This is a genomic window from Clostridium sp. TW13 (genome assembly GCF_024345225.1).
In the GTDB taxonomy this organism is placed as follows: Bacteria; Bacillota; Clostridia; order Clostridiales; family Clostridiaceae; genus Inconstantimicrobium; species Inconstantimicrobium mannanitabidum.
Genome location: NZ_BROD01000001.1, coordinates 1 through 18927, shown reverse-complemented (window position 1 = coordinate 18927; position 18927 = coordinate 1). Strand labels below are relative to the sequence as shown.

The 18927-nt window shown below is 32.0% G+C and carries 16 protein-coding genes, 1 pseudogene, 1 riboswitch and 1 other annotated feature (1 of these 19 only partly in view); of the genes and pseudogenes, 3 read left to right on the top strand and 14 right to left on the bottom strand.

Annotated elements, in window-relative coordinates:
* Positions 1–64 (top strand) — a binding site (T-box leader) (it extends 146 nt beyond the left edge of the window).
* Between the two features lie 89 nt (positions 65–153).
* Positions 154–2091: a threonine--tRNA ligase gene (gene thrS, locus OCU47_RS00085; RefSeq protein ID WP_261826595.1), complete on the top strand. Its 1938-nt coding sequence runs from the start codon at positions 154–156 to the stop codon at positions 2089–2091.
* A gap of 139 nt (positions 2092–2230) precedes the next feature.
* Here the strand turns inward: thrS and OCU47_RS00080 are convergent, their stop codons facing one another.
* The 3 genes from OCU47_RS00080 to OCU47_RS00070 form a co-directional block, all read right to left on the bottom strand.
* The gene (locus OCU47_RS00080) at positions 2231–3451 is read right to left on the bottom strand and encodes a homoserine dehydrogenase (protein ID WP_261826594.1); all 1221 of its coding nucleotides are present in this window, start codon (positions 3449–3451) and stop codon (positions 2231–2233) included.
* Between the two features lie 31 nt (positions 3452–3482).
* Positions 3483–4763 (bottom strand): O-acetylhomoserine aminocarboxypropyltransferase/cysteine synthase family protein, encoded by a 1281-nt coding sequence (locus tag OCU47_RS00075; protein WP_261826593.1) that lies wholly within the window; start codon positions 4761–4763, stop codon positions 3483–3485.
* 253 nt (positions 4764–5016) lie between these two features.
* A riboswitch (SAM riboswitch) is annotated at positions 5017–5151 on the bottom strand.
* A 229-nt stretch (positions 5152–5380) separates the two neighbouring features.
* Positions 5381–5926, bottom strand: coding sequence for a 5-formyltetrahydrofolate cyclo-ligase (locus OCU47_RS00070; protein WP_261826592.1), 546 nt, complete (start codon positions 5924–5926; stop codon positions 5381–5383).
* Between the two features lie 172 nt (positions 5927–6098).
* Between OCU47_RS00070 and OCU47_RS00065 the strand changes: the two genes are divergently transcribed.
* Positions 6099–8534, top strand: a complete 2436-nt coding sequence (locus OCU47_RS00065; protein ID WP_261826591.1) for an ArnT family glycosyltransferase — start codon at positions 6099–6101, stop codon at positions 8532–8534.
* 59 nt (positions 8535–8593) lie between these two features.
* On the opposite strand, the gene OCU47_RS00060 is transcribed toward OCU47_RS00065, so the two are convergent.
* The 7 genes from OCU47_RS00060 to OCU47_RS00030 all read right to left on the bottom strand — a co-directional run bounded on the left by OCU47_RS00060 (position 8594) and on the right by OCU47_RS00030 (position 14606).
* Positions 8594–10342: a methyl-accepting chemotaxis protein gene (locus tag OCU47_RS00060; RefSeq protein WP_261826590.1), complete on the bottom strand. Its 1749-nt coding sequence runs from the start codon at positions 10340–10342 to the stop codon at positions 8594–8596.
* A gap of 471 nt (positions 10343–10813) precedes the next feature.
* Positions 10814–11272 carry a GNAT family N-acetyltransferase gene (locus OCU47_RS00055; protein ID WP_261826589.1) on the bottom strand — a complete coding sequence of 153 codons (459 nt, stop codon included), beginning with the start codon at positions 11270–11272 and terminating at the stop codon, positions 10814–10816.
* A complete protein-coding gene (locus OCU47_RS00050; RefSeq protein ID WP_261826588.1) occupies positions 11272–11757 on the bottom strand; it encodes a hypothetical protein in 486 nt (161 codons plus the stop codon). Before OCU47_RS00050 ends, OCU47_RS00055 begins: the two co-directional genes overlap by 1 nt.
* A 57-nt stretch (positions 11758–11814) precedes the next feature.
* Positions 11815–12609, bottom strand: a complete 795-nt coding sequence (locus tag OCU47_RS00045; RefSeq protein WP_261826587.1) for a sugar phosphate isomerase/epimerase family protein — start codon at positions 12607–12609, stop codon at positions 11815–11817.
* A 57-nt stretch (positions 12610–12666) separates the two neighbouring features.
* Entirely contained in the window at positions 12667–13167 is a 501-nt protein-coding gene (locus OCU47_RS00040; RefSeq protein ID WP_261826586.1) for a GNAT family N-acetyltransferase, read from the bottom strand.
* Positions 13168–13201: 34 nt separating this feature from the next.
* Positions 13202–13657, bottom strand: a complete 456-nt coding sequence (locus tag OCU47_RS00035) for a GNAT family N-acetyltransferase (protein ID WP_261826585.1) — start codon at positions 13655–13657, stop codon at positions 13202–13204.
* A gap of 37 nt (positions 13658–13694) precedes the next feature.
* Entirely contained in the window at positions 13695–14606 is a 912-nt protein-coding gene (locus OCU47_RS00030; protein ID WP_261826584.1) for a nitroreductase family protein, read from the bottom strand.
* Positions 14607–15028: 422 nt separating this feature from the next.
* Here OCU47_RS00030 and OCU47_RS00025 point away from each other — a divergent pair, with 422 nt between their 5' ends.
* Positions 15029–15466, top strand: coding sequence for a GNAT family N-acetyltransferase (locus tag OCU47_RS00025; protein WP_261826583.1), 438 nt, complete (start codon positions 15029–15031; stop codon positions 15464–15466).
* A gap of 94 nt (positions 15467–15560) precedes the next feature.
* Here OCU47_RS00025 and OCU47_RS00020 read toward each other — a convergent pair whose 3' ends face one another.
* The 4 genes and pseudogenes from OCU47_RS00020 to OCU47_RS00005 form a co-directional block, all read right to left on the bottom strand.
* Positions 15561–15776 (bottom strand): heavy-metal-associated domain-containing protein, encoded by a 216-nt coding sequence (locus OCU47_RS00020; RefSeq protein ID WP_261826582.1) that lies wholly within the window; start codon positions 15774–15776, stop codon positions 15561–15563.
* Positions 15777–15856: 80 nt separating this feature from the next.
* On the bottom strand, positions 15857–18316 hold the full coding sequence (locus tag OCU47_RS00015) for a heavy metal translocating P-type ATPase (protein WP_261826581.1): 2460 nt from the start codon (positions 18314–18316) through the stop codon (positions 15857–15859).
* 32 nt (positions 18317–18348) lie between these two features.
* Positions 18349–18615 (bottom strand): metal-sensing transcriptional repressor, encoded by a 267-nt coding sequence (locus OCU47_RS00010; RefSeq protein WP_261826580.1) that lies wholly within the window; start codon positions 18613–18615, stop codon positions 18349–18351.
* Positions 18616–18741: 126 nt separating this feature from the next.
* Positions 18742–18927: pseudogene (locus tag OCU47_RS00005) on the bottom strand (hypothetical protein); the annotation flags it as partial.

Here is an 18927-nt window from a genome sequence, read left to right as displayed (position 1 = left end):
GGTTAATCTATAACTAGGTTAGCAATTAGGGTGGAACCGCGAGATTTATACTCTCGTCCCTTTCTATATATTTTAGAAAGGGACGGGAGTTTTTGTTTTTTAATCTTGTATTCTAAAAATTAATATACATACAAATATGAAAGGAGAATTATTATGATAAAAATTACTTTAAAAGACGGTTCAGTAAAAGAATTTGAAGCTGGACTTTCTGTGTTAGAAATCGCCAAAAATATAAGTGAAGGATTAGCAAGGGTGGCTTTATGTGGAACCGTAAATGGAGAAGTGGTTGATTTACGTCACATTGTAAATAGTGATTGTAACCTAAACATCTGCACTTTTGATTCACAAGAAGGTAAAGATGCTTTCAGACATACAGTTTCTCATGTATTATCTGCTGCAGTAAAGAAGTTATATCCAAATGCTAAGCTAGCAATCGGGCCTGCAGTCGTTAATGGATTCTATTATGACTTTGATATTGATGGATCTTTCTCTGCTACAGACTTAGAAAAAATTGAAGCTGAAATGAGAGAAATAATTAAAGCTAATGAAGAAATCAAAAGATTTGAACTTCCAAGAGCTGAAGCTTTAAAATTAATGGAAGACAAAAATGAACCTTACAAGGTTGAATTAATTAATGATTTACCTGAGGATGCAGTTATTTCTTTCTACGAAATTGGTGGTCTTGTTGACTTATGTGCTGGTCCACATATTATGTCATTAAAACCTCTTAAAGCAATAAAATTAACAAGATCAACAGGTGCTTATTGGAAGGGAAATGAAAACAATAAGATGCTTGCAAGAATTTATGGTACTGCTTTCCCTAAGAAGAGCGATTTAGATGAATTCCTTGAAGCTTTAGAAGAAGCTAAAAAGAGAGATCACAACAAATTAGGTAGAGAATTAAAATTCTTCACTACTGATGAAAATGTTGGTCAAGGTCTTCCTCTACTAATGCCTAAGGGTGCAAAGATAGTTCAAGTTCTTCAAAGATGGATAGAAGATGAAGAAGAAAAGAGAGGCTACCTATTAACAAAGACTCCTTTAATGGCAAAGAGCGACCTTTACAAAATTTCTGGTCACTGGGATCACTATAAAGATGGAATGTTTGTTTTAGGTGATGAAGAACATGATGCTGAAGTTTTAGCTTTAAGACCTATGACTTGCCCATTCCAATATTCAATTTACAACAGTGAACAACACAGCTATAGAGACCTACCACTAAGATATGCTGAAACTTCTACTCTATTCAGAAAAGAAGCATCTGGTGAAATGCATGGTCTTATAAGAGTTAGACAGTTTACTTTAGCTGATGGTCACCTAATTGTTAGACCTGATCAGCTTGAAGAAGAATTTAAAGGTGTTGTAGACCTAGTTAAATATGTAATGACTACTTTAGGAATTGAAAATGATATATCTTATAGATTCTCAAAATGGGATCCTAACAATACAGAAAAATATATCAATGATCCTGAAGCTTGGGAAAGCACTCAAAACTTAATGAGACAAATATTAAATCATTTAAATATAGATTTCATTGAAGCAGAAGATGAAGCTGCCTTCTATGGTCCAAAACTTGACGTTCAATTTAGAAATGTTCATGGAAAGGAAGACACTCTTTTCACTATTCAAATAGACTTCGCTCTTGCAGAAAGATTTGATATGTCTTATGTTGATAAAGATGGCGAAAAGAAACGTCCATATATAATTCACAGGTCTTCAATAGGCTGCTACGAAAGAACTTTAGCAATGCTTATAGAAAAATATGCTGGTGCTCTACCAACTTGGATGGCTCCAGTTCAAGCTAAGGTACTTCCAATTTCAGATAAGTACAATGATTATGCTGAAGAAGTTACTAAAGCATTAAGAAACAAAGGTCTAAGAGTTGAGACTGATTATAGAGCTGAAAAGATTGGTTATAAAATCAGAGAAGCTAGACTTGAAAGAACTCCTTATATATTAGTAGTTGGAGAAAAAGAAGCTGCTAACAAAGAAGTTTCTGTAAGAAGCAGAAAAAATGGAGAAGAAGGTTCACTTCCATTAGTAGATTTAGTTAATAGAATCGTTAAAGAAGTTGAAGATAAAGAAAAATAATATTTAAGCAAAAACCCTGTAGTGAATTAATTTTAGTTCACTACAGGGTTTTAAATATTATAATCTAATAACTTGTCTAATAACTTAATTACCTGTTAAATTACACAGATTCCTCTTCTTATCTGAGAACTCAGACAGCTTATATTACCATCATTGTTTTTACACCAGAAACAAAAGCAAGATTACTTATTTGTTTAACTCTATTTTCTAATTCATTTTCAGAATCAGCCCCTGCTAATATAATAACTTCATCCTCTGCTATATCTACACACTTTACATTTTCAAAATGCTGCTTAGCTTCATTTATTGCTGTTTCAGATTCAAGTGTGCTTATTCTTATCATAGCTTCACATGACTGTGAAATGCTGTTATCTAATTCTGATATATTTCCTTTAAAACAATCTACAGTATAAGTTCTGTTCTCAATCAAATCAATTAAATCTCCAAATACTGCTGATGCGGTTGGTAATTTTCCAGCACCTTTACCTGTAAAAATCAATTCTCCTACTGCATCCCCTGTAACTGTAACTGAATTAAATTCATTATCAACATTGGCTAACTTATCTTCATTGCTTATTAATACTGGCTTGACTGCTGCATATATACTGTCTTTATTTCTTTTGCTTTGAGCTACCAGCTTTATTTTGCAGTTAATTGAATTGGCATATTTAAAATCTTTGCTATCTATATTAGTAATTCCTTCGGTGATTATATCCTTCCAGTATACCTTTTGGTCATAGGCGATACTTGATAATATAGCAAGTTTTCTAGCCGCATCATACCCCAATACATCTGCTTCTGGATTAGCTTCAGCAAACCCCAATTCTTGTGCTATTTTTAATGCTTCTTTATATTCAAGCCCCTCTTTATCCATCTTGGTTAATATAAAATTAGTTGTTCCATTTAGAATAGCTTTTATACTTTCAATATTATTTCCTGAGCGAAGAGATTCTGTTAATGGCTTAATTATAGGAATCCCACCAGCTACACTAGCTTCAAATCTTAGTGTAACTCCATGTTCCTTTGCTAATAAAAATAATGGTTCCCCCAATTCAGCTATTAAATCCTTATTTGCTGTTATTATATTTTTGTTTGCCTTGATGGCAGACTCAACATATTCATAAGTAGGATGTAAGCCTCCCATTACTTCTACCAATATATCAAAACCTTTGTTAAGTAATTCATTAATATCCTCAGTAATTAAATCTGAATACAGTTCATCTCTATGCTTTGATTTATTTCTTACCAAAATAGAAACTATATTTATCTCTTTTCTACCAAGTCTATCGTTATATCTTTCAACAAGTTCAACTACTCCGCTTCCAACTACTCCATATCCCAACAATGCTATATTAACCATCTTAAGCCTCCTATTGCCTATTGCTTATTACTTATTTCAATTTGTTAAAGCCCTTTTCAAAGTCTCTAATCAAATCTTCTACTTTTTCTATTCCCACTGAAACTCTTATAAGATCTGGAGCTACCCCACTCTTAATTTGCTCCTCTTCTGATAATTGACTGTGAGTAGTACTTGCTGGATGCAATAATGATGTTCTAGCATCCCCTAAATGTACTGCTAGTGCTACTAATTCTAAGCCCTTTGAAAATTTAGTAGCAGCCTCTACTCCACCTTTGATTCCAAAAGTAAGCAAGCCTGACGCTCCAGTCTTTAAGTACTTATGAGCTCTTCCATAATATTTGTTCCCTTCAAGGAAGGGATAGTTTACCCAACTTACATTTGGATTCTTATCTAAGTATCTAGCAAGCTCCAATGCATTGTAGCTATGTCTTTCCATTCTTAAATGTAGAGTCTCAAGTCCAAGGTTTGTAAGATATGCATTGAAAGGACTTGGACTTGCTCCTAAATCTCTTAGCATTTGAACTCTTAACTTAGTTATATAAGCTGCATTGCCAAAGGTTTCAACATACTTAACTCCATGATAACTTTCATCTGGTTCCACTAATCCTTTAAATTTACCGTTATCCCAGTTAAAGGTTCCTCCATCTACTACAATTCCACCTAAAGCTGTAGCATGACCATCAGAATATTTGCTTGTGGAATGTACCACTATATCTACCCCAAAATCAAATGGATTGCACAAATAAGGTGATGCTACTGTGTTATCAACTATAAATGGTATATCCAATTTCTTTGCAATTCTTGAGAATTTGTCAAAATCCAATATGTTAAGTCCTGGATTTCCTATAGTTTCTCCGAATAAGAATTTAGTGTTTGGTTTTGCTGCCTTAAGTATCTCTTCTTCATCTGCTTCTGGATCAACAAAGGTAACATCTATACCATATCTTTTTAATGTTACATTGAACAAATTAAATGTTCCCCCATAAATTGTAGCACTAGAAAGAATATGATCTCCTTCTTCACAGATATTCAAAACCGCTAAAAGTATTGCAGCTTGACCAGAAGCTGTTGCCACAGCACCTACCCCTTTTTCTAGCTGTGTATACTTATCTTCTAAAACAGCTACTGTTGGATTACTTATTCTTGTATAAAGATGACCTTCCTTTGTTAATGCAAATAATCCTGCTAAATCTTCTGGTGTGTCATACTTATAGGTTGTACTTTGATAAAGTGGTGCAACTCTTGGATCACCTGATTTTGGATTGTATCCTCCTTGCACGCAAATAGTGTCAAAATTCCATTCTTTACTCATATATAAAAGCCCCCTTGTATTATTTAGGCATCTTCAAATAATAAGTAAGTCCATATATGATGAATATTTGAACTTATTATTTATTTTGATATTCCTATAACTAAATATCCCCAATGTAAAATCATGTTAGCCAGTTTTTTGATAAATAAAAAAGCTACTTTTTTATCAATTAAGATAAGAAAGTAGCTAATAAGCATGTACATATGGTTATATTACCGCCTTTTTTCAAAAGCAGAAAAAGCCTATTCACTATCTCTCATCTCTCGAAAAATTTCTATGTATAAATGGATACACAGATAATCTTCGCAGGATTTAGCACAGTCTAACTTATGCGGTTAGTTGTTGCCAGGCTTCACAGGGCCAGTCCCTCCACCATTCTTGATAAAAGATCGATCTAGGCATCTTCAAAAAATAAGTAAGTCCATATTCTAGTCTATTTTCCGTTATACTGCGTCAACAGAACCCTTAGATAGCTCACTATCTGCGGAACCTGTTTCCTTGTCTAACTAAAAATATCCGTCGCATATTTGAACTTGTTATTTATTTTCAGATGCCTTATATTTAATTATTAATACTATTATACACATATCAAAAAATTTTACAAGAGTTATTTTAGTTTATTTAGAAATAATTTTCTTTACTCTTATATCATGCTCATCCATGGGTATATACTCTAATAACTGAAAATCATAACATAATGCTATAGTCTCAGCTTTACTATTTTTCTCTAAAAAAGCATCGTAAAATCCACCACCATAACCTAATCTACCACCATTATTATCAAACGCTAATCCTGGAACTATAATTAAATCTATATCTTCCATTACATTATTACAATCTCTAGGTTCTAATATACCAAAAGGAGGCACTTCTACTAAATCATTTAATGAATTTATGTTTATTGCTTTGATCTCATGCTTTTTAATTACCTTTGGTACAGAAATATTCTTTTCATCTTTAAGAGCTCTTTCTATAAATCTCTTTGTATTAATTTCCTCGTCCATTCCTATATAGCAAAATATATTCTTTGCTTTTTTGTACTGCTCATCATTGATTAACACTTCAATTAATTCATCATCATATCTATCTTTAAGCTCTTTATCAGTTTCATAAAATAACTTTCTTTTTGCCTTTATTTCTTGTCTTAACTCACTTTTTTTCATAATTACCTCCCATATTTGATACCATAAAATAAAGTTTCACTACATCTCCACTATTTTAACACAAAACCATCACATAACACTTTTATTATAATATTAGACATCTTCGAGAAATAAGTAAATTTATATATACTTATTTTCAGATGCCTTATCAAATTATATGGAGTGATTAATAATGCAAAAACTTGAAAACAGCAATAATAAGTTTTTACCTTTATTGAAAAATTATTGGCATCTTATAGTTTTAACCTTAATCGGTATACTTTCCTTTTGGTTTAACTTTTATGCCATATCAAAATACGGCTACGGCAACGAATATTATGCTGCAGCAATAAAAAGTATGACCTTAAGTTTCAAAAATTTCTTTTTTGTAGCTTTTGATCCAGCAGGAATGGTTTCTGTTGATAAACCCCCTCTAGGTCTATGGACTCAAGCAATATCTGTTTTAGTATTTGGATATCATGGCTGGGCAATGTTACTTCCTCAAGCTTTAGCAGGAACTGTCTCTTGTATCATGGTATACATACTAACAGCAAAATACTTCGGCCGTCCAGCAGGACTTATTTCTTCTCTTATTTTTGCACTAACACCAGTAGTTGTAGTTGCATCACGTAACAACACTATGGATATGCAATTAATATTTGTACTACTTGTAGCAACTTGGTTTTTATTTAAATCTATTAACACTGGAAAATGGCGTTATTTATTTATAGCCGCACTATTCATAGGTTTAGGCTTTAACATAAAAATGCTTCAAGCTTACACTATACTTCCAGCCTTTGCAATTGTGTACTTATTCTTTGCAAAAGAAAAATTAATCAAGCGTTTTGCTGCTGGAATAATAAGCATGATTATAGTTGTTGCAGTATCTTTTTCATGGGCTACTGTAGTAGATTTATATCCTTCAAGCCAAAGACCTTATGTAGACAGTACTTCTAACAATTCTGTATTTGAACTTATACTTGGACACAACGGTCTTGAAAGAATTACTGGACAAGGCACCACTGGTGGAATGGGTGGTGGTAGCGGAAAGATGGGTACCCCTCCTTCTATGAATGGTGAAAATGGTAATCCACCTTCAATGCCAAATCAAAATAACAGCAATAACTCTACAAATAGCAATGCAAACTCAAATACTTTTAATCCTAATAACAACCAAAATAACTCAAACAATAATCAAACAACAAATAACACTCAAAACAGTAGTAGTAACAATGCTAATCAATCAACTAATGGTCAAAACAATAGCATGGGAAATCCTCCACAAATGCAGGGTGGCCAAGGAAACAATATGGGAACCCCTCCAGAAATGGGAAAAGGGGGTGGACCAAATGGCGGTCAACAAGGCGGAGGAATGGGAAGCAGTGAAATTGGTACTGCTTCTATAGCAAGACTTTGGAGTACTAACCTTTATGGACAAATATCTTGGTTATTATTAACTGCAATCTGCGGTATAATAGTATTCATTCGTAAAATAAACTTAAAGAAACTCACAGAAAAACAATGTGTATTAGCATTCTGGGGATCTTGGCTTGCAACAATGGGTGCATTCTTCAGCTTTGCAGGATTCTATCACAGATACTACCTATGTATGATGGCTCCTGAAATAGCTGTTTTAGCTGGTGTAGGAATAGTTAAAATGTACGAAGAATTTAGATTAAAAGCAAGTTGGAGACAATTTATGCTTCCTATATCATTAGTTGGAACTATGGCTCTACAATTCAAATGTGTATGGAGCTATACAGCATTAAGATCATGGCTTTTACCTATAATGGCAGTTACAGCAATAGCTTCACTTGTCCTTATGGCAGTAAACTACATTAAACCAAAGAAAATAATATCTCTTGTAGCTACAGGGTTTATGATAGTATCAATACTAGCAGCGCCATTTTATTGGTCATTAACACCTGTTATGTATGTAACAAATACAACAATGCCTTATGCAGATCCTAATTTAGGATCACAAAATAACATGGGTGTACCTAATATGCCAGGCGTATCTTCTTCAAAAAGTAATACTACTAGCAATACAAACACTAATTCAACTAATACTAAATCTAGAACTAAATCAAAAGCAACTTCAAAATCATCTGGACTTGAGAATTATCTAGTATCAAATTATACTGAAGGATCTTTCTTAGTTGTTGCTCAAAGATCTAACACAGTAGCACAAATGATAATCAACACAGGTTTACCAGCTTATGCCTATGGTGGTTTCCTTGGTTCTGATAATTCCTTAACTCTTGATAAACTTAAAGAACTAGTTAAGGAAGGCAAGATAACCTACTTCTTAATATCAGGTGAAGGTGGCGGAAATGAAAATTCAGAGATTATATCTTATGTAAAACAACATGCTACACTTATAGATCCTACAGAGTACGGTGGTACTTCAACTAAAACAAATACTCAAAATTCAAACACAAATATTAATTCAACATCAAAATCAAATAATACTTCATCAACCCAAAATACCACTACAAACCAATCAAACAACAGCACTCAAAACAATGAAAATAGCCAAAATGGGCAAAAAAACCAAAATAATCAAAACAGTGGATTCCAAGGACATGTTGGTGGAATGAGCGAAGATTCATTATATCTATTCAAATAAAATACAAAGCACTTTTGCTTAAACAAATAGGCTGTTGCAAAAACAACAGCCTATTTGTTTTATAGATTAAATTTTTGAGCCATTTCAGTTAATGTTTGAGAAGTCTCTGCTTGATTTTGAGCTGATTTTGCAACTTCCATAATTGCATGACTTACTTCATTTACACTTGCTAAAATATCTTCTGAGCTAGTAGCTGATTCTACAGCAGTATGTGAAAGATTTTCTAATGCAGAATTTATTTGGCTTATAACTTCCTTCATCTTTTTAGATGAATCTGCTATATCCTTAGCCATATCATTTACAAATTCTGCATCCTTTTCATATTGTACACCTGTATCCATCAATAATTTATAGCTTGGTTTAACACTATCTTCAAGATATCCTAGAACATATTGTCCACTCTTAGATAAATTATCAAAAGCCTCTTGTACCTTAGTCACTGTTTCTTGAATATTTTCTACTGCTTGTGAAGATTGTTCTGCAAGAATTCTCACTTCATCTGCAACAACAGCAAATCCTTTTCCAGCTTCTCCAGCTCTTGCTGCTTCAATCGCTGCATTCAATGCAAGTAAATTAATTTGAGAAGCTATGTCTCCAATTGAATCTGCCATAAGCTTAACATCCTGAACAACCTGTCCCGCTTCTATTGCATTTAGAATGTTTTGTTTATTTTCTAGATATATTACATTGCCTTCTTCTATATTTTTAGTAGCCTTTTCTTTTACCTCAATTGCTCTGCTCTTGATTTCTGAAGCAGATGTAAAACTATTATTAGCCTTACTGTTTAATTCAGTTGTTGTGCTGCCAATTTCTTGAGCTGAAGCACTAACTTGCTGAGTAGTTGCACTCAAATCTTGAATTCCTCTTGTAATTTGCTCAGTTGAGTCATTTACCATTTGCATTTTTGAAGATACTTCTTCTGATGTAGCAGATAATTCTTCACTCGTTGCACTAATGTCATTGGCACCATTAATCATTTCTGATATTAATACCTTCATATTATCCTTTGCTTTATTTAAAGCAGTTGCTAATTCTCCTATTTCATCCTTTGCATTTATCTTAATTTCAGTGGTTAAATCACCATTGCCTAAATCTCCAGCAAAATTCACTACCTTCTTTAATGCTCTTGATATATTAGTAGCTATTAATACTCCTAATATAATTGCCAATATAAACCCACCAACGGTAATTCCTATAACAAAAACCTTAGCACTATTATATGTATTATTGTTCAATTGGTATATTGAATCCGCTTCTTTTGTAGCTATATTCCTTAATTCATCTAGTGAATTAAACAATTCAGCTCTAATATTAGAAGCTCCAGAAATTTGTGTTACTGCTGATTTAAAATCTCCAGCCACACCAAAATCACATACCTTTTTTCCCATCTCTAAGTATTGTTTAGATGAACTCTCTATCTTATCTAAAAGTTCCTTATCTTTCTGCCCCTCTGTACTTTTATACATTCTTCCTGCTTCATTAATTTTCTTAATTGTTGCAAATAAATCCGCATTTTTCTTAGTCAATTCATCTATTTCCTGAGTAATTTCTTGATTCTCACCATCATCTTTCTTTTCCTTATACGCCATCTTAATCAGATCTGTTCTAATATCCGAATACCCTCGTCTTAAAGAATCAATTTGCTCTATAATATTTAAATTATAGTTGTGTAATAATGATGTGCCTGAATTAATCTTATCCATATCACTAATACCTATAAATCCTACAACTCCTATAAATATAGAAACAATAGTTACTAGTATTCCTAACTTAATTGCCATTTTTAAATTGTTAAAAGTCTTTTTCATTCATCTACCTCCATACTTCTTTAATTTTTTGACGTTTTTTAATTTTATTAAAACATTTCACTATAATAAAGTTTTACATGTATTTTATTATCGTTTTTTGTTAGATATACTTAATAGTAATAATAGTAAACAATTTGATTAATTTACATTAAAACATTGTTGTTATAACTTTCCTTTTTATAAAGATGATATTTTCATATGTAAATACCCACTTAAATATTAAATTGTTAAAAAAAACTTTATTAATTATATTTGTATCAAAAATCTTTTTACACATATTTACTTATTCAAGCACCTTTCAAAATTAATAAAAATACAGCGCACATGGCGAACATTTTATATTTTTCACACTTTATAATTTACAGTCTTTTCTTCTACTTATATCGACAAATAATTATTAAAAATTATTAAACAAAAAGACTGTAATAAATCTATTAAAAATAAACTCATTACAGTCTTTTTATATACATATTAAAGATTTTTGGTGAAATGCACATCTGTTCCATCATCACAAACTTGGATATAACCACAACTTTTATATAAGCCTATAGCATCATACCAATCATTATTAGTTTCCAATACTATTTGCTTATAATTTTTATCTTTAGCAGCTTGCTCAATGGAAGAGATTATTTTCTTAGCAATTCCTTGCCCTCTACACTCTTTATCTACTGACATACGAACAATCCTGCCAACTTCATGGTTCTCTTTAATTAAGGCTCCTGCTCCTACTACCTTCTCATTATCCAAAGCAACAAAAAACAACTCTCCTGCTTCAGTATAATATTTAAGTATACTCTCTAAATCAGGATTAAATGTAGCATCATAACTACCAAAATGCTCAGTTAATCCTTTTATCACAAGCTCTTTAGCTACTCTTTCTGTTGCCTTATCTACAATTTTAATTATTAATTCATTCATGCTATCCATTAAAATATATCTTTAAGACTTATTTCTAAGCTTTTCGAAGCCTTATCTATTTCTTGCGTAGCATTCTTAGCTGTAGAATAACCCTTGGTAGCAACAATGATATCATCCATAGCTCCAATATATTTCTTATGAATAAAATCAATGTCTGAACTATGATCAAGCTTATTAGCCTTATCTCTTAGAGCAACAATGTCGTTAATATTTTCTTTTACATTTTGTCCTTGCTTAATTTTATCTACATCAGCTTTTGCTTCCACAGTTATATCCTTCATTTGGCTTATATAACTAAAATCAGTTTTGTATCTGTTGATCTCATAACTAAGTGATTTATGACTTATTAAAAGATTGTAACAGCTTACCCCTACTGTTAAAGCTAATATTATTGCTATTATTAACTTGATAACTCCCTTTAAAAACTTAAACACCGCATAGAATAAAACTACTCCAATAATAATTAAGATTAAATTTTCACTTATAAAATTCATTAACTTCATCTCCTCAATTTTATTATTTAAAACATCCAAATATACTACCATATAAACCTATGTGCTTTCAAGATGCCTAATATACTTCACAGATTCTTTTAAACCAGCAATGGTTTTGGTTTCAAGCACACATCTGCACTTATTTTCTTTTGCAATTCTTATTTTTTCTTCTAAATCAATTTCACCTGTCCCAAGCGCCAAATGATCCTTGTTTTTCTTTGCATCATGAATATGCATGTGAGTTAATCTATTGGCTCGTCCTAAAATGAATTGTGAATCAACTTCATTTGCAATATAGTTATGCCCAATATCTAATGTTAAACCAAACACTTCACTCTCAAGCAATAGATCAATTCCTTCTCTCATGAAGTTTTTGTATCCACTACAATTTTCAATGCATATCTTTATTTCAGAATTACCTATAGTTTCAGTGCAGATGTCACGAAAACTTTTTAAGCAATCTAAATACACGTCTTTATACTTATCAAATAAATATACCTTCTCCTCTGGTAAGGTAAAGTGAACTCCCGAATTCATATGCATATTAAGTATAGGTATTTTTAGTTCTTTTGCAAGTTCTATTGTCCATAATACTGTATCTACATATGCTTTTGCCACATCTAAGTTAAAATCACTTACATTAATGTTCTCATCAAGATGAATTGTAAAAAATATATTTTTCTCTTCCATTAACCTTTTAGCCTTATCTACATTAAGAGTATTTATCTGATATTGAGGAAGATTCATATTTATTTCAACAAAATCTAAACCTAACTCCGAACATATTTCCACGCTTTCTTCCAAGGTGCTTGTCTCAATCAATGTTGGCATACCTAATATTAGCCTATGCATCTTCTCACCTTCTACCTAATATTTATTAGTATACATACATAATAATATCGTAAAACTCTAAAATAGTACATCCTTGCTTAACGTTTCTGCTAAAGAACCATCATCTATTGTGAAAGTTTTGCAAGACTTAAATCCATTATTGGTTAATATCTTTCTTGAAGCTATATTCTTTGGATCTATTGTAGCTATAACCTTATTTATACCTTCAGTTTTTGCTAATTCTATTAATTCTCCAACAATTTCACTACCGTATCCTTTTCCCCAATATTCAGGAAGTAACATATATTCAACCTCAGCTTCTGCCAAATCATCATCAGCGTAAATTGCTGCAAGTCCTATAAAATCATCTATAGTCTTTTCAAAAACTTTAAAATATCCTAAAGCTTCATGTTTTGAATTCACACTTAAAATACCCTGATAAAATTTTTTAGATTCTTCTAGAGTAAATACTCTTCCATAATTCATTATCATTACTTCTTCATTAAAAGTCAGCTTTGAAAAATAATGAAAATCCTCTTCTGTAGAAAACTTTTTAAAATATATTCTTACTCTACTCATATTAATCCCCCAGCATTTAATTATCACATTATTTTTATAACTCTAATTCCAATATCTCATTTTTCATAGAAAATCCTTGTCGTTCATAATAATTAACTGACTTTTTGCTTGGCCAAAGAAATAATAGCTCTATTTCATTTTCTACAGCCCAATGTTTTACTTTATTAAGCAATTCAGTTCCAGTGCCCTTATTTCTATATTCTTCTTTTGTATGTACATTTGTTATATAACCAATTTCCGCAAACAATTTTTGAGGTTTAGGTACTTTTCGTATTCTATTCACATAAATATTAGCTATAATACTACCTTCCTCTTCTGCAATCCAATATACCCATGTATTACTCTCTAGCCCTTCTTTTAAAAACACTTTACAATGGCTGATAAATTCATCCTTGGTTATATTGAAATTATTTGTCTCTTCATATTCATGTTGCCATCTCATTTCTGCAAGAGTTTCTAAATCACTTTCTGTTGCCAATCTAAATACCATACTTTTAATTTCTCCTTCAAACCAACTTGTAATTTAATTAATAAAACTTAATATCCGCAAACCTTCTCTTCAATGCAGATTTATACTTAATTTCAGGATACCCGAAAACAACCATTATTCCATTTTTATTTTTTAGTGGCACACCATATTTAACTTTAAACTTCTTTCCAAAGTAATTTAGCAAAAGGTTTGGTGTTCCTAACATACAAGTTCCTAACCCTAATGACTGTGCTGCAAGCATTGCATAAGTTGCTGGAATATATGGGTCAGCAGGATCTGCATATGGAGATACATGAAAAAGCATTGCAAGAGGAGCAGAATGTGTTAGCCAATCCCTGCCTTCATCATAATTATCAACAAATGCTTTTAGTGCAGTTGCAGCAAAAGTTTTAAGAGAATCATAGGATGCCTTTCTCATAAATGGCCTATAAATCTTAAGCATTATAGGTGAAAATAACCACATATTCTTTTTTAAAGCCTTGATTATATCTGCTGTAAACTCTTGAACCTTTTCATTTCCATCCAAAACTAGAATTTCAACATCAGAACTTCCAAGACCATTTGGACAAGTTGATGCTGAATCCAATATTTTTTCTATAACCTCACGCTCTACTCTTTGTTTTTTAAAATCTCTGACACTTCTACGAGACAACATTAATGATTTTAAACTTTCATAGTCAGCTCTATCTTCAGCTTTAGGCATTTCAATAACATCCTCTGGACTCATATCTCTACCATTAATTTTTATGGCATTATTAGGACAGACTGCCATACATTGTCCACAAGCAATACATCCAAATACTCTACTCTGATCTACCTTTACCATGTTATCTTCTATAAATAATGGTACTCCCTTACATACCTTTACGCAAAGACCACAGACAATACATTTGTCTGTGTCTATCTTAACTTCTGCACAATCATAAAATCTACCTGTTTTTAGAGCCATAATTATATCCCCCTTGCAAACTCTAATAATAAATATTATTAGTAAACATACTTATGTAATTTTAAAATTGTAATTTAATTATACCATATATTTCAATTCCCATTTACACACTAAATACTTCCTCTATATAAAAACAAGTAACCTAAATCAAATTTAAACTACCTACTGATGAGGAATCAGAAAAATCACATGATGAACATATATGCAATGGTGATTTATGATAAATTTACAACTACCAAATTAGAACAACTATATATATAATATTAGTTCCACCTTAACATGAAATTGAGGATATTATGGTACTGTAAGGTAATGAGAAAGAGGTTTAATATTTATATTAAAATCAACAAATTTATTTTTTAAAGATAAACTGTCAATGTGTTGATTCGCTATATAAAAAAAGTAGTTGAGAGGGATTAGGAGTGGAAAAAATAAATATTAGAAAAATAAAAATTACTGATTATAATGATATATATTTGCTAAATCAAGAGTTAGGATACCCATACACTATAGAAAAGGTTAAAGAGAGAATTGTATATATAACTAAAAATACAAACGATATTATTTTAGTTGCTGAGAAATATAACGAAGTGATTGGTTATATTCACGGAAGCCCATATGAGTTACTTTACTCCGATTCTCTAATTAATATATTGGGATTTGTTGTCAAAGAAAAGTTTAGAAATACTGGTGTTGGTAATGAATTAATAAATGCCATTGAATGCTGGGCTGAGAAAAATGGATATACTGGAATAAGATTATCATCAGGCATTACTAGATTAAATGCTCATAGTTTTTATCAAAGGCATGGATATATTTGCAAGAAAGAGCAAAAAAACTTTATAAAGGTATTTCAGTAATTTCATATGAAGTGGACATTTAAACTTATTATCTATTTTCACATAGAAAAAGAAGCCTTGGTACACAAAATACCAAGGCCCTGTTGTTATCTGTTTATACTGTTTCTATTCCTACAACTTCATATCCAGCATCATCTATAGCAAATTTTATAGCATCATCAGTTACTTCTTCTGAAACTTCAATAACTGCTGTTTTAGAAGCTAAATCTACATCTGCATTTGTTACTCCTTTAAGTTCTACTAGAGCTTCCTTAACATGATTAACACAGTGTCCACAGCTCATTCCTTCAACCAATATTTTCTTTTTCATTTTTTGTTCCTCCTTAAATTTATGTTTAAATATTTTATATATAAATAGTAATCTATTTTTATATGCAAATTTGGTTACATTTATCTAACTGGTTTGAACCTCTTTAGTCTTAAAGCATTTAATAACACTGACACTGAGCTAAAACTCATAGCAGCTGCTGCAATTATTGGGTTCAAAAGTGGTCCTCCAAATATATATAGAATTCCCATAGCAACTGGAATACCTAAGGTATTGTACCCAAATGCCCAGAATAGATTCTCTTTAATGTTGGTTATAGTTTTCTTGCTTAGTTGGATTGCTGTTGGTACATCCATCAGATCACTTCTCATAAGGACTATATCAGCTGATTCCATTGCAACATCTGTACCTGAACCTATGGCTATACCTATGTCTGCTTGAGCTAAAGCTGGAGCATCATTTATACCATCACCAACCATAGCAACCTTCTTGCCTTCTGCTTGAAGTTTTTTAACTTCACTTGCTTTATCTTGAGGTAGTACTTCAGCTAATATTCTATCAATACCAACCTGCTTAGCTATAGCTTCAGCAGTTCTCTTATTGTCTCCTGTTATCATCGCTACTTCTATACCCATTTGATGAAGTTTTTCTATTGCCTTTTTACTATTTTCTTTCACAGTATCAGCAACAGCTATTATTCCTGAAATCTCTTCATCTATGGCTATATACATAGGAGTTTTTCCTTCTCCTGCTAACTTATGTGAAGTTTCCTCTAAGTTTTCTAAAGATATATTTCGTTCCACCATAAGTTTTCTGTTACCAAGCAAGATATTTTTATCATCTATCTTAACTTCTATTCCATGGCCAGGAATAGCTTTGAAAGATTCTAACTTTTTAAATTCTAATGATTTTTCTTCTGCTTCTTTTACAATTGCTTCACCAAGAGGATGCTCAGAACCTTTCTCTGCTGATGCAGCTAATTGTAATAAGTAGTCTTTATTTACATCATTAGCAGTCACCACATCAGTAACCTTAGGTTTTCCTTCTGTTATGGTTCCAGTTTTATCAAATACTATTGTTTTAATCCTATGGGCAGTTTCTAATGCAACACCACTCTTAATTAGAACACCATATTCTGCACCTTTTCCTGTACCAACCATTATAGCTGTTGGAGTAGCTAGCCCTAAAGCGCAAGGACAAGCTATCACTAAAACCGAAATAAAAATAGTAAGTGCAAAGACTGCTGTTTCACCAGATAAGTACCATGCAAGTCCTGAAATAACAGCTATGGACATAACAACTGGAACAAAGTAACCTGAAATTATATCAGCCATCTTAGCTATTGGAGCTTTTGAACCTTGAGCATCTTCAACTAACTTAATTATCTGAGCCAAGGCTGTGTCCTTCCCAACTCTTGTTGCCTTGTATTTTATTGAACCATTTTTATTTATACTTGCACCTATTATCTTGTCACCAATGTTTTTTTCTACAGGGATGCTCTCCCCTGTAAGCATAGATTCATCTACAGAAGTTGTTCCTTCAATCACTTCTCCGTCTACCGGCATCTTTTCACCTGGTTTAACTAAAATAATATCTCCAACTTCAACTTCATCTATAGGAGTTTCAATTTCCTTACCCTCTCTTATAACTATGGCTGTCTTTGGTGCAAGACCCATTAGCTTTTTAATAGCTTCTGAAGTTTTTCCCTTTGTAACTGATTCTAAATATTTACCTAAACTGATAAGAGTTATAATAACTCCTGCAGATTCAAAATATAAATCCATAGCATAATCAGTATTGCCCTGAAAAATCTGCACTATTGCAAATATTCCATATAGGAAGGCTGCTGAAGTACCAACAGCTATCAACGAATCCATGTTAGGACTTCTTCTAATTAAAGATTTAAAACCTACTCTAAAGAATCTATTTCCTGCAATAAGAACTGGAATTACTAACGCTAATTGTACTAGAGCAAAAGTTCTAGGGCTAATCATTGGATCAATAAAGCTTGGTAGACTATACCCTAGTTTCTCAGCTATCATATGTCCCATGGAAACAGTAAGTAGAGGAACTGTGAATATTAATGAAATAATAAACTTCTTCCACATTAATTTTATTTCATTTTCCTTCTTAACCTTGTCTTCATCTACTGTAGTTACTTCTTCCTCCAAAGTTTTGTAACCAGCCTTTTCTATTGCCTTCTTTATATCTGCTACTCTAACCTTTGAAGGCTCATAGCTTATATTTAATTTTTCTGTGGCAAAATTCACACTTGACTCTGTAACTCCATCTAATTTCTTTGTTGCTCTTTCTACAGCTTTGGCACAGGCTGCACAAGTCATTCCTTCTATTTTTAAAGTCTTACTTTTTGATTCTACAATTGCCTTATATCCTGCCTTTTCTATAGCTGCTTGAATATCTGGCACAGAAACTGAACCTTCATCAAAGCTTATATTAAGTTTTTCTGTAGCAAAGTTTACACTTGATTCTGAAACTCCATCCAATTTCTTTGTTGCCCTCTCTACAGCCTTAGCACAAGCTGCACAGGTCATTCCTTCTATTTTTAATGATTTATTTGTCATAAGTTCACCTCCATAAAGATTTAATTAAAATCTTATTTGTTCATTATCTTTGATAAGATATCTATAATTTCTTCTATTTTTTCGTCTGCCTTATCTTCCATAACTGCTGTCTTAACGCAATGCTCCATATGTTGTTTTAAGATTAATAAATTTGCTTTCTTCAATAATGCCTGAGCAGCTATAATTTGATTCGATATATCAACGCAGTAACGTCCATCTTCTATCATTTTTATTATTCCCTCAATTTGACCCTTCGAGGTTTTTAAACATTGTAGTGCTTTTTTCTTTTCTTCGTTCATTTGCCTACCTCCTTTGTTACCCCACCCCTGTAGGGGGGTATATTTTGAGTATAGTACAAATGAGAAATAATTTCAATAGTTATTACATAAAAATTTTCCCCTCCTATTTTGAGGGGATATAATTAGCTATGCTTTAAGTTTAAATACCTTAACTATCTCATCTGGACTTTGTCCCATACCCATATCATCTTTACTTGCTGCCTTAAACGTCCAGCCACTTCCTGCAAGTTTATTTACATCAAGACCTGCTTTTACAAGTGGTTCAGTCTTAAGTGTAAAGACCATATCTGCATTATTTAATCCTAAGGTTTC

Bases quoted from the DNA above. Each gene is read 5' to 3' on its own strand.
- thrS (WP_261826595.1), top strand. From the start codon at position 154: ATGATAAAAATTACTTTAAAAGACGGTTCAGTAAAAGAATTTGAAGCT.
- OCU47_RS00080 (WP_261826594.1), bottom strand. From the start codon at position 3,451: ATGGTTAATATAGCATTGTTGGGATATGGAGTAGTTGGAAGCGGAGTA.
- OCU47_RS00075 (WP_261826593.1), bottom strand. From the start codon at position 4,763: ATGAGTAAAGAATGGAATTTTGACACTATTTGCGTGCAAGGAGGATAC.
- OCU47_RS00070 (WP_261826592.1), bottom strand. From the start codon at position 5,926: ATGAAAAAAAGTGAGTTAAGACAAGAAATAAAGGCAAAAAGAAAGTTA.
- OCU47_RS00065 (WP_261826591.1), top strand. From the start codon at position 6,099: ATGCAAAAACTTGAAAACAGCAATAATAAGTTTTTACCTTTATTGAAA.
- OCU47_RS00060 (WP_261826590.1), bottom strand. From the start codon at position 10,342: ATGAAAAAGACTTTTAACAATTTAAAAATGGCAATTAAGTTAGGAATA.
- OCU47_RS00055 (WP_261826589.1), bottom strand. From the start codon at position 11,272: ATGGATAGCATGAATGAATTAATAATTAAAATTGTAGATAAGGCAACA.
- OCU47_RS00050 (WP_261826588.1), bottom strand. From the start codon at position 11,757: ATGAATTTTATAAGTGAAAATTTAATCTTAATTATTATTGGAGTAGTT.
- OCU47_RS00045 (WP_261826587.1), bottom strand. From the start codon at position 12,609: ATGCATAGGCTAATATTAGGTATGCCAACATTGATTGAGACAAGCACC.
- OCU47_RS00040 (WP_261826586.1), bottom strand. From the start codon at position 13,167: ATGAGTAGAGTAAGAATATATTTTAAAAAGTTTTCTACAGAAGAGGAT.
- OCU47_RS00035 (WP_261826585.1), bottom strand. From the start codon at position 13,657: ATGGTATTTAGATTGGCAACAGAAAGTGATTTAGAAACTCTTGCAGAA.
- OCU47_RS00030 (WP_261826584.1), bottom strand. From the start codon at position 14,606: ATGGCTCTAAAAACAGGTAGATTTTATGATTGTGCAGAAGTTAAGATA.
- OCU47_RS00020 (WP_261826582.1), bottom strand. From the start codon at position 15,776: ATGAAAAAGAAAATATTGGTTGAAGGAATGAGCTGTGGACACTGTGTT.
- OCU47_RS00015 (WP_261826581.1), bottom strand. From the start codon at position 18,316: ATGACAAATAAATCATTAAAAATAGAAGGAATGACCTGTGCAGCTTGT.
- OCU47_RS00010 (WP_261826580.1), bottom strand. From the start codon at position 18,615: ATGAACGAAGAAAAGAAAAAAGCACTACAATGTTTAAAAACCTCGAAG.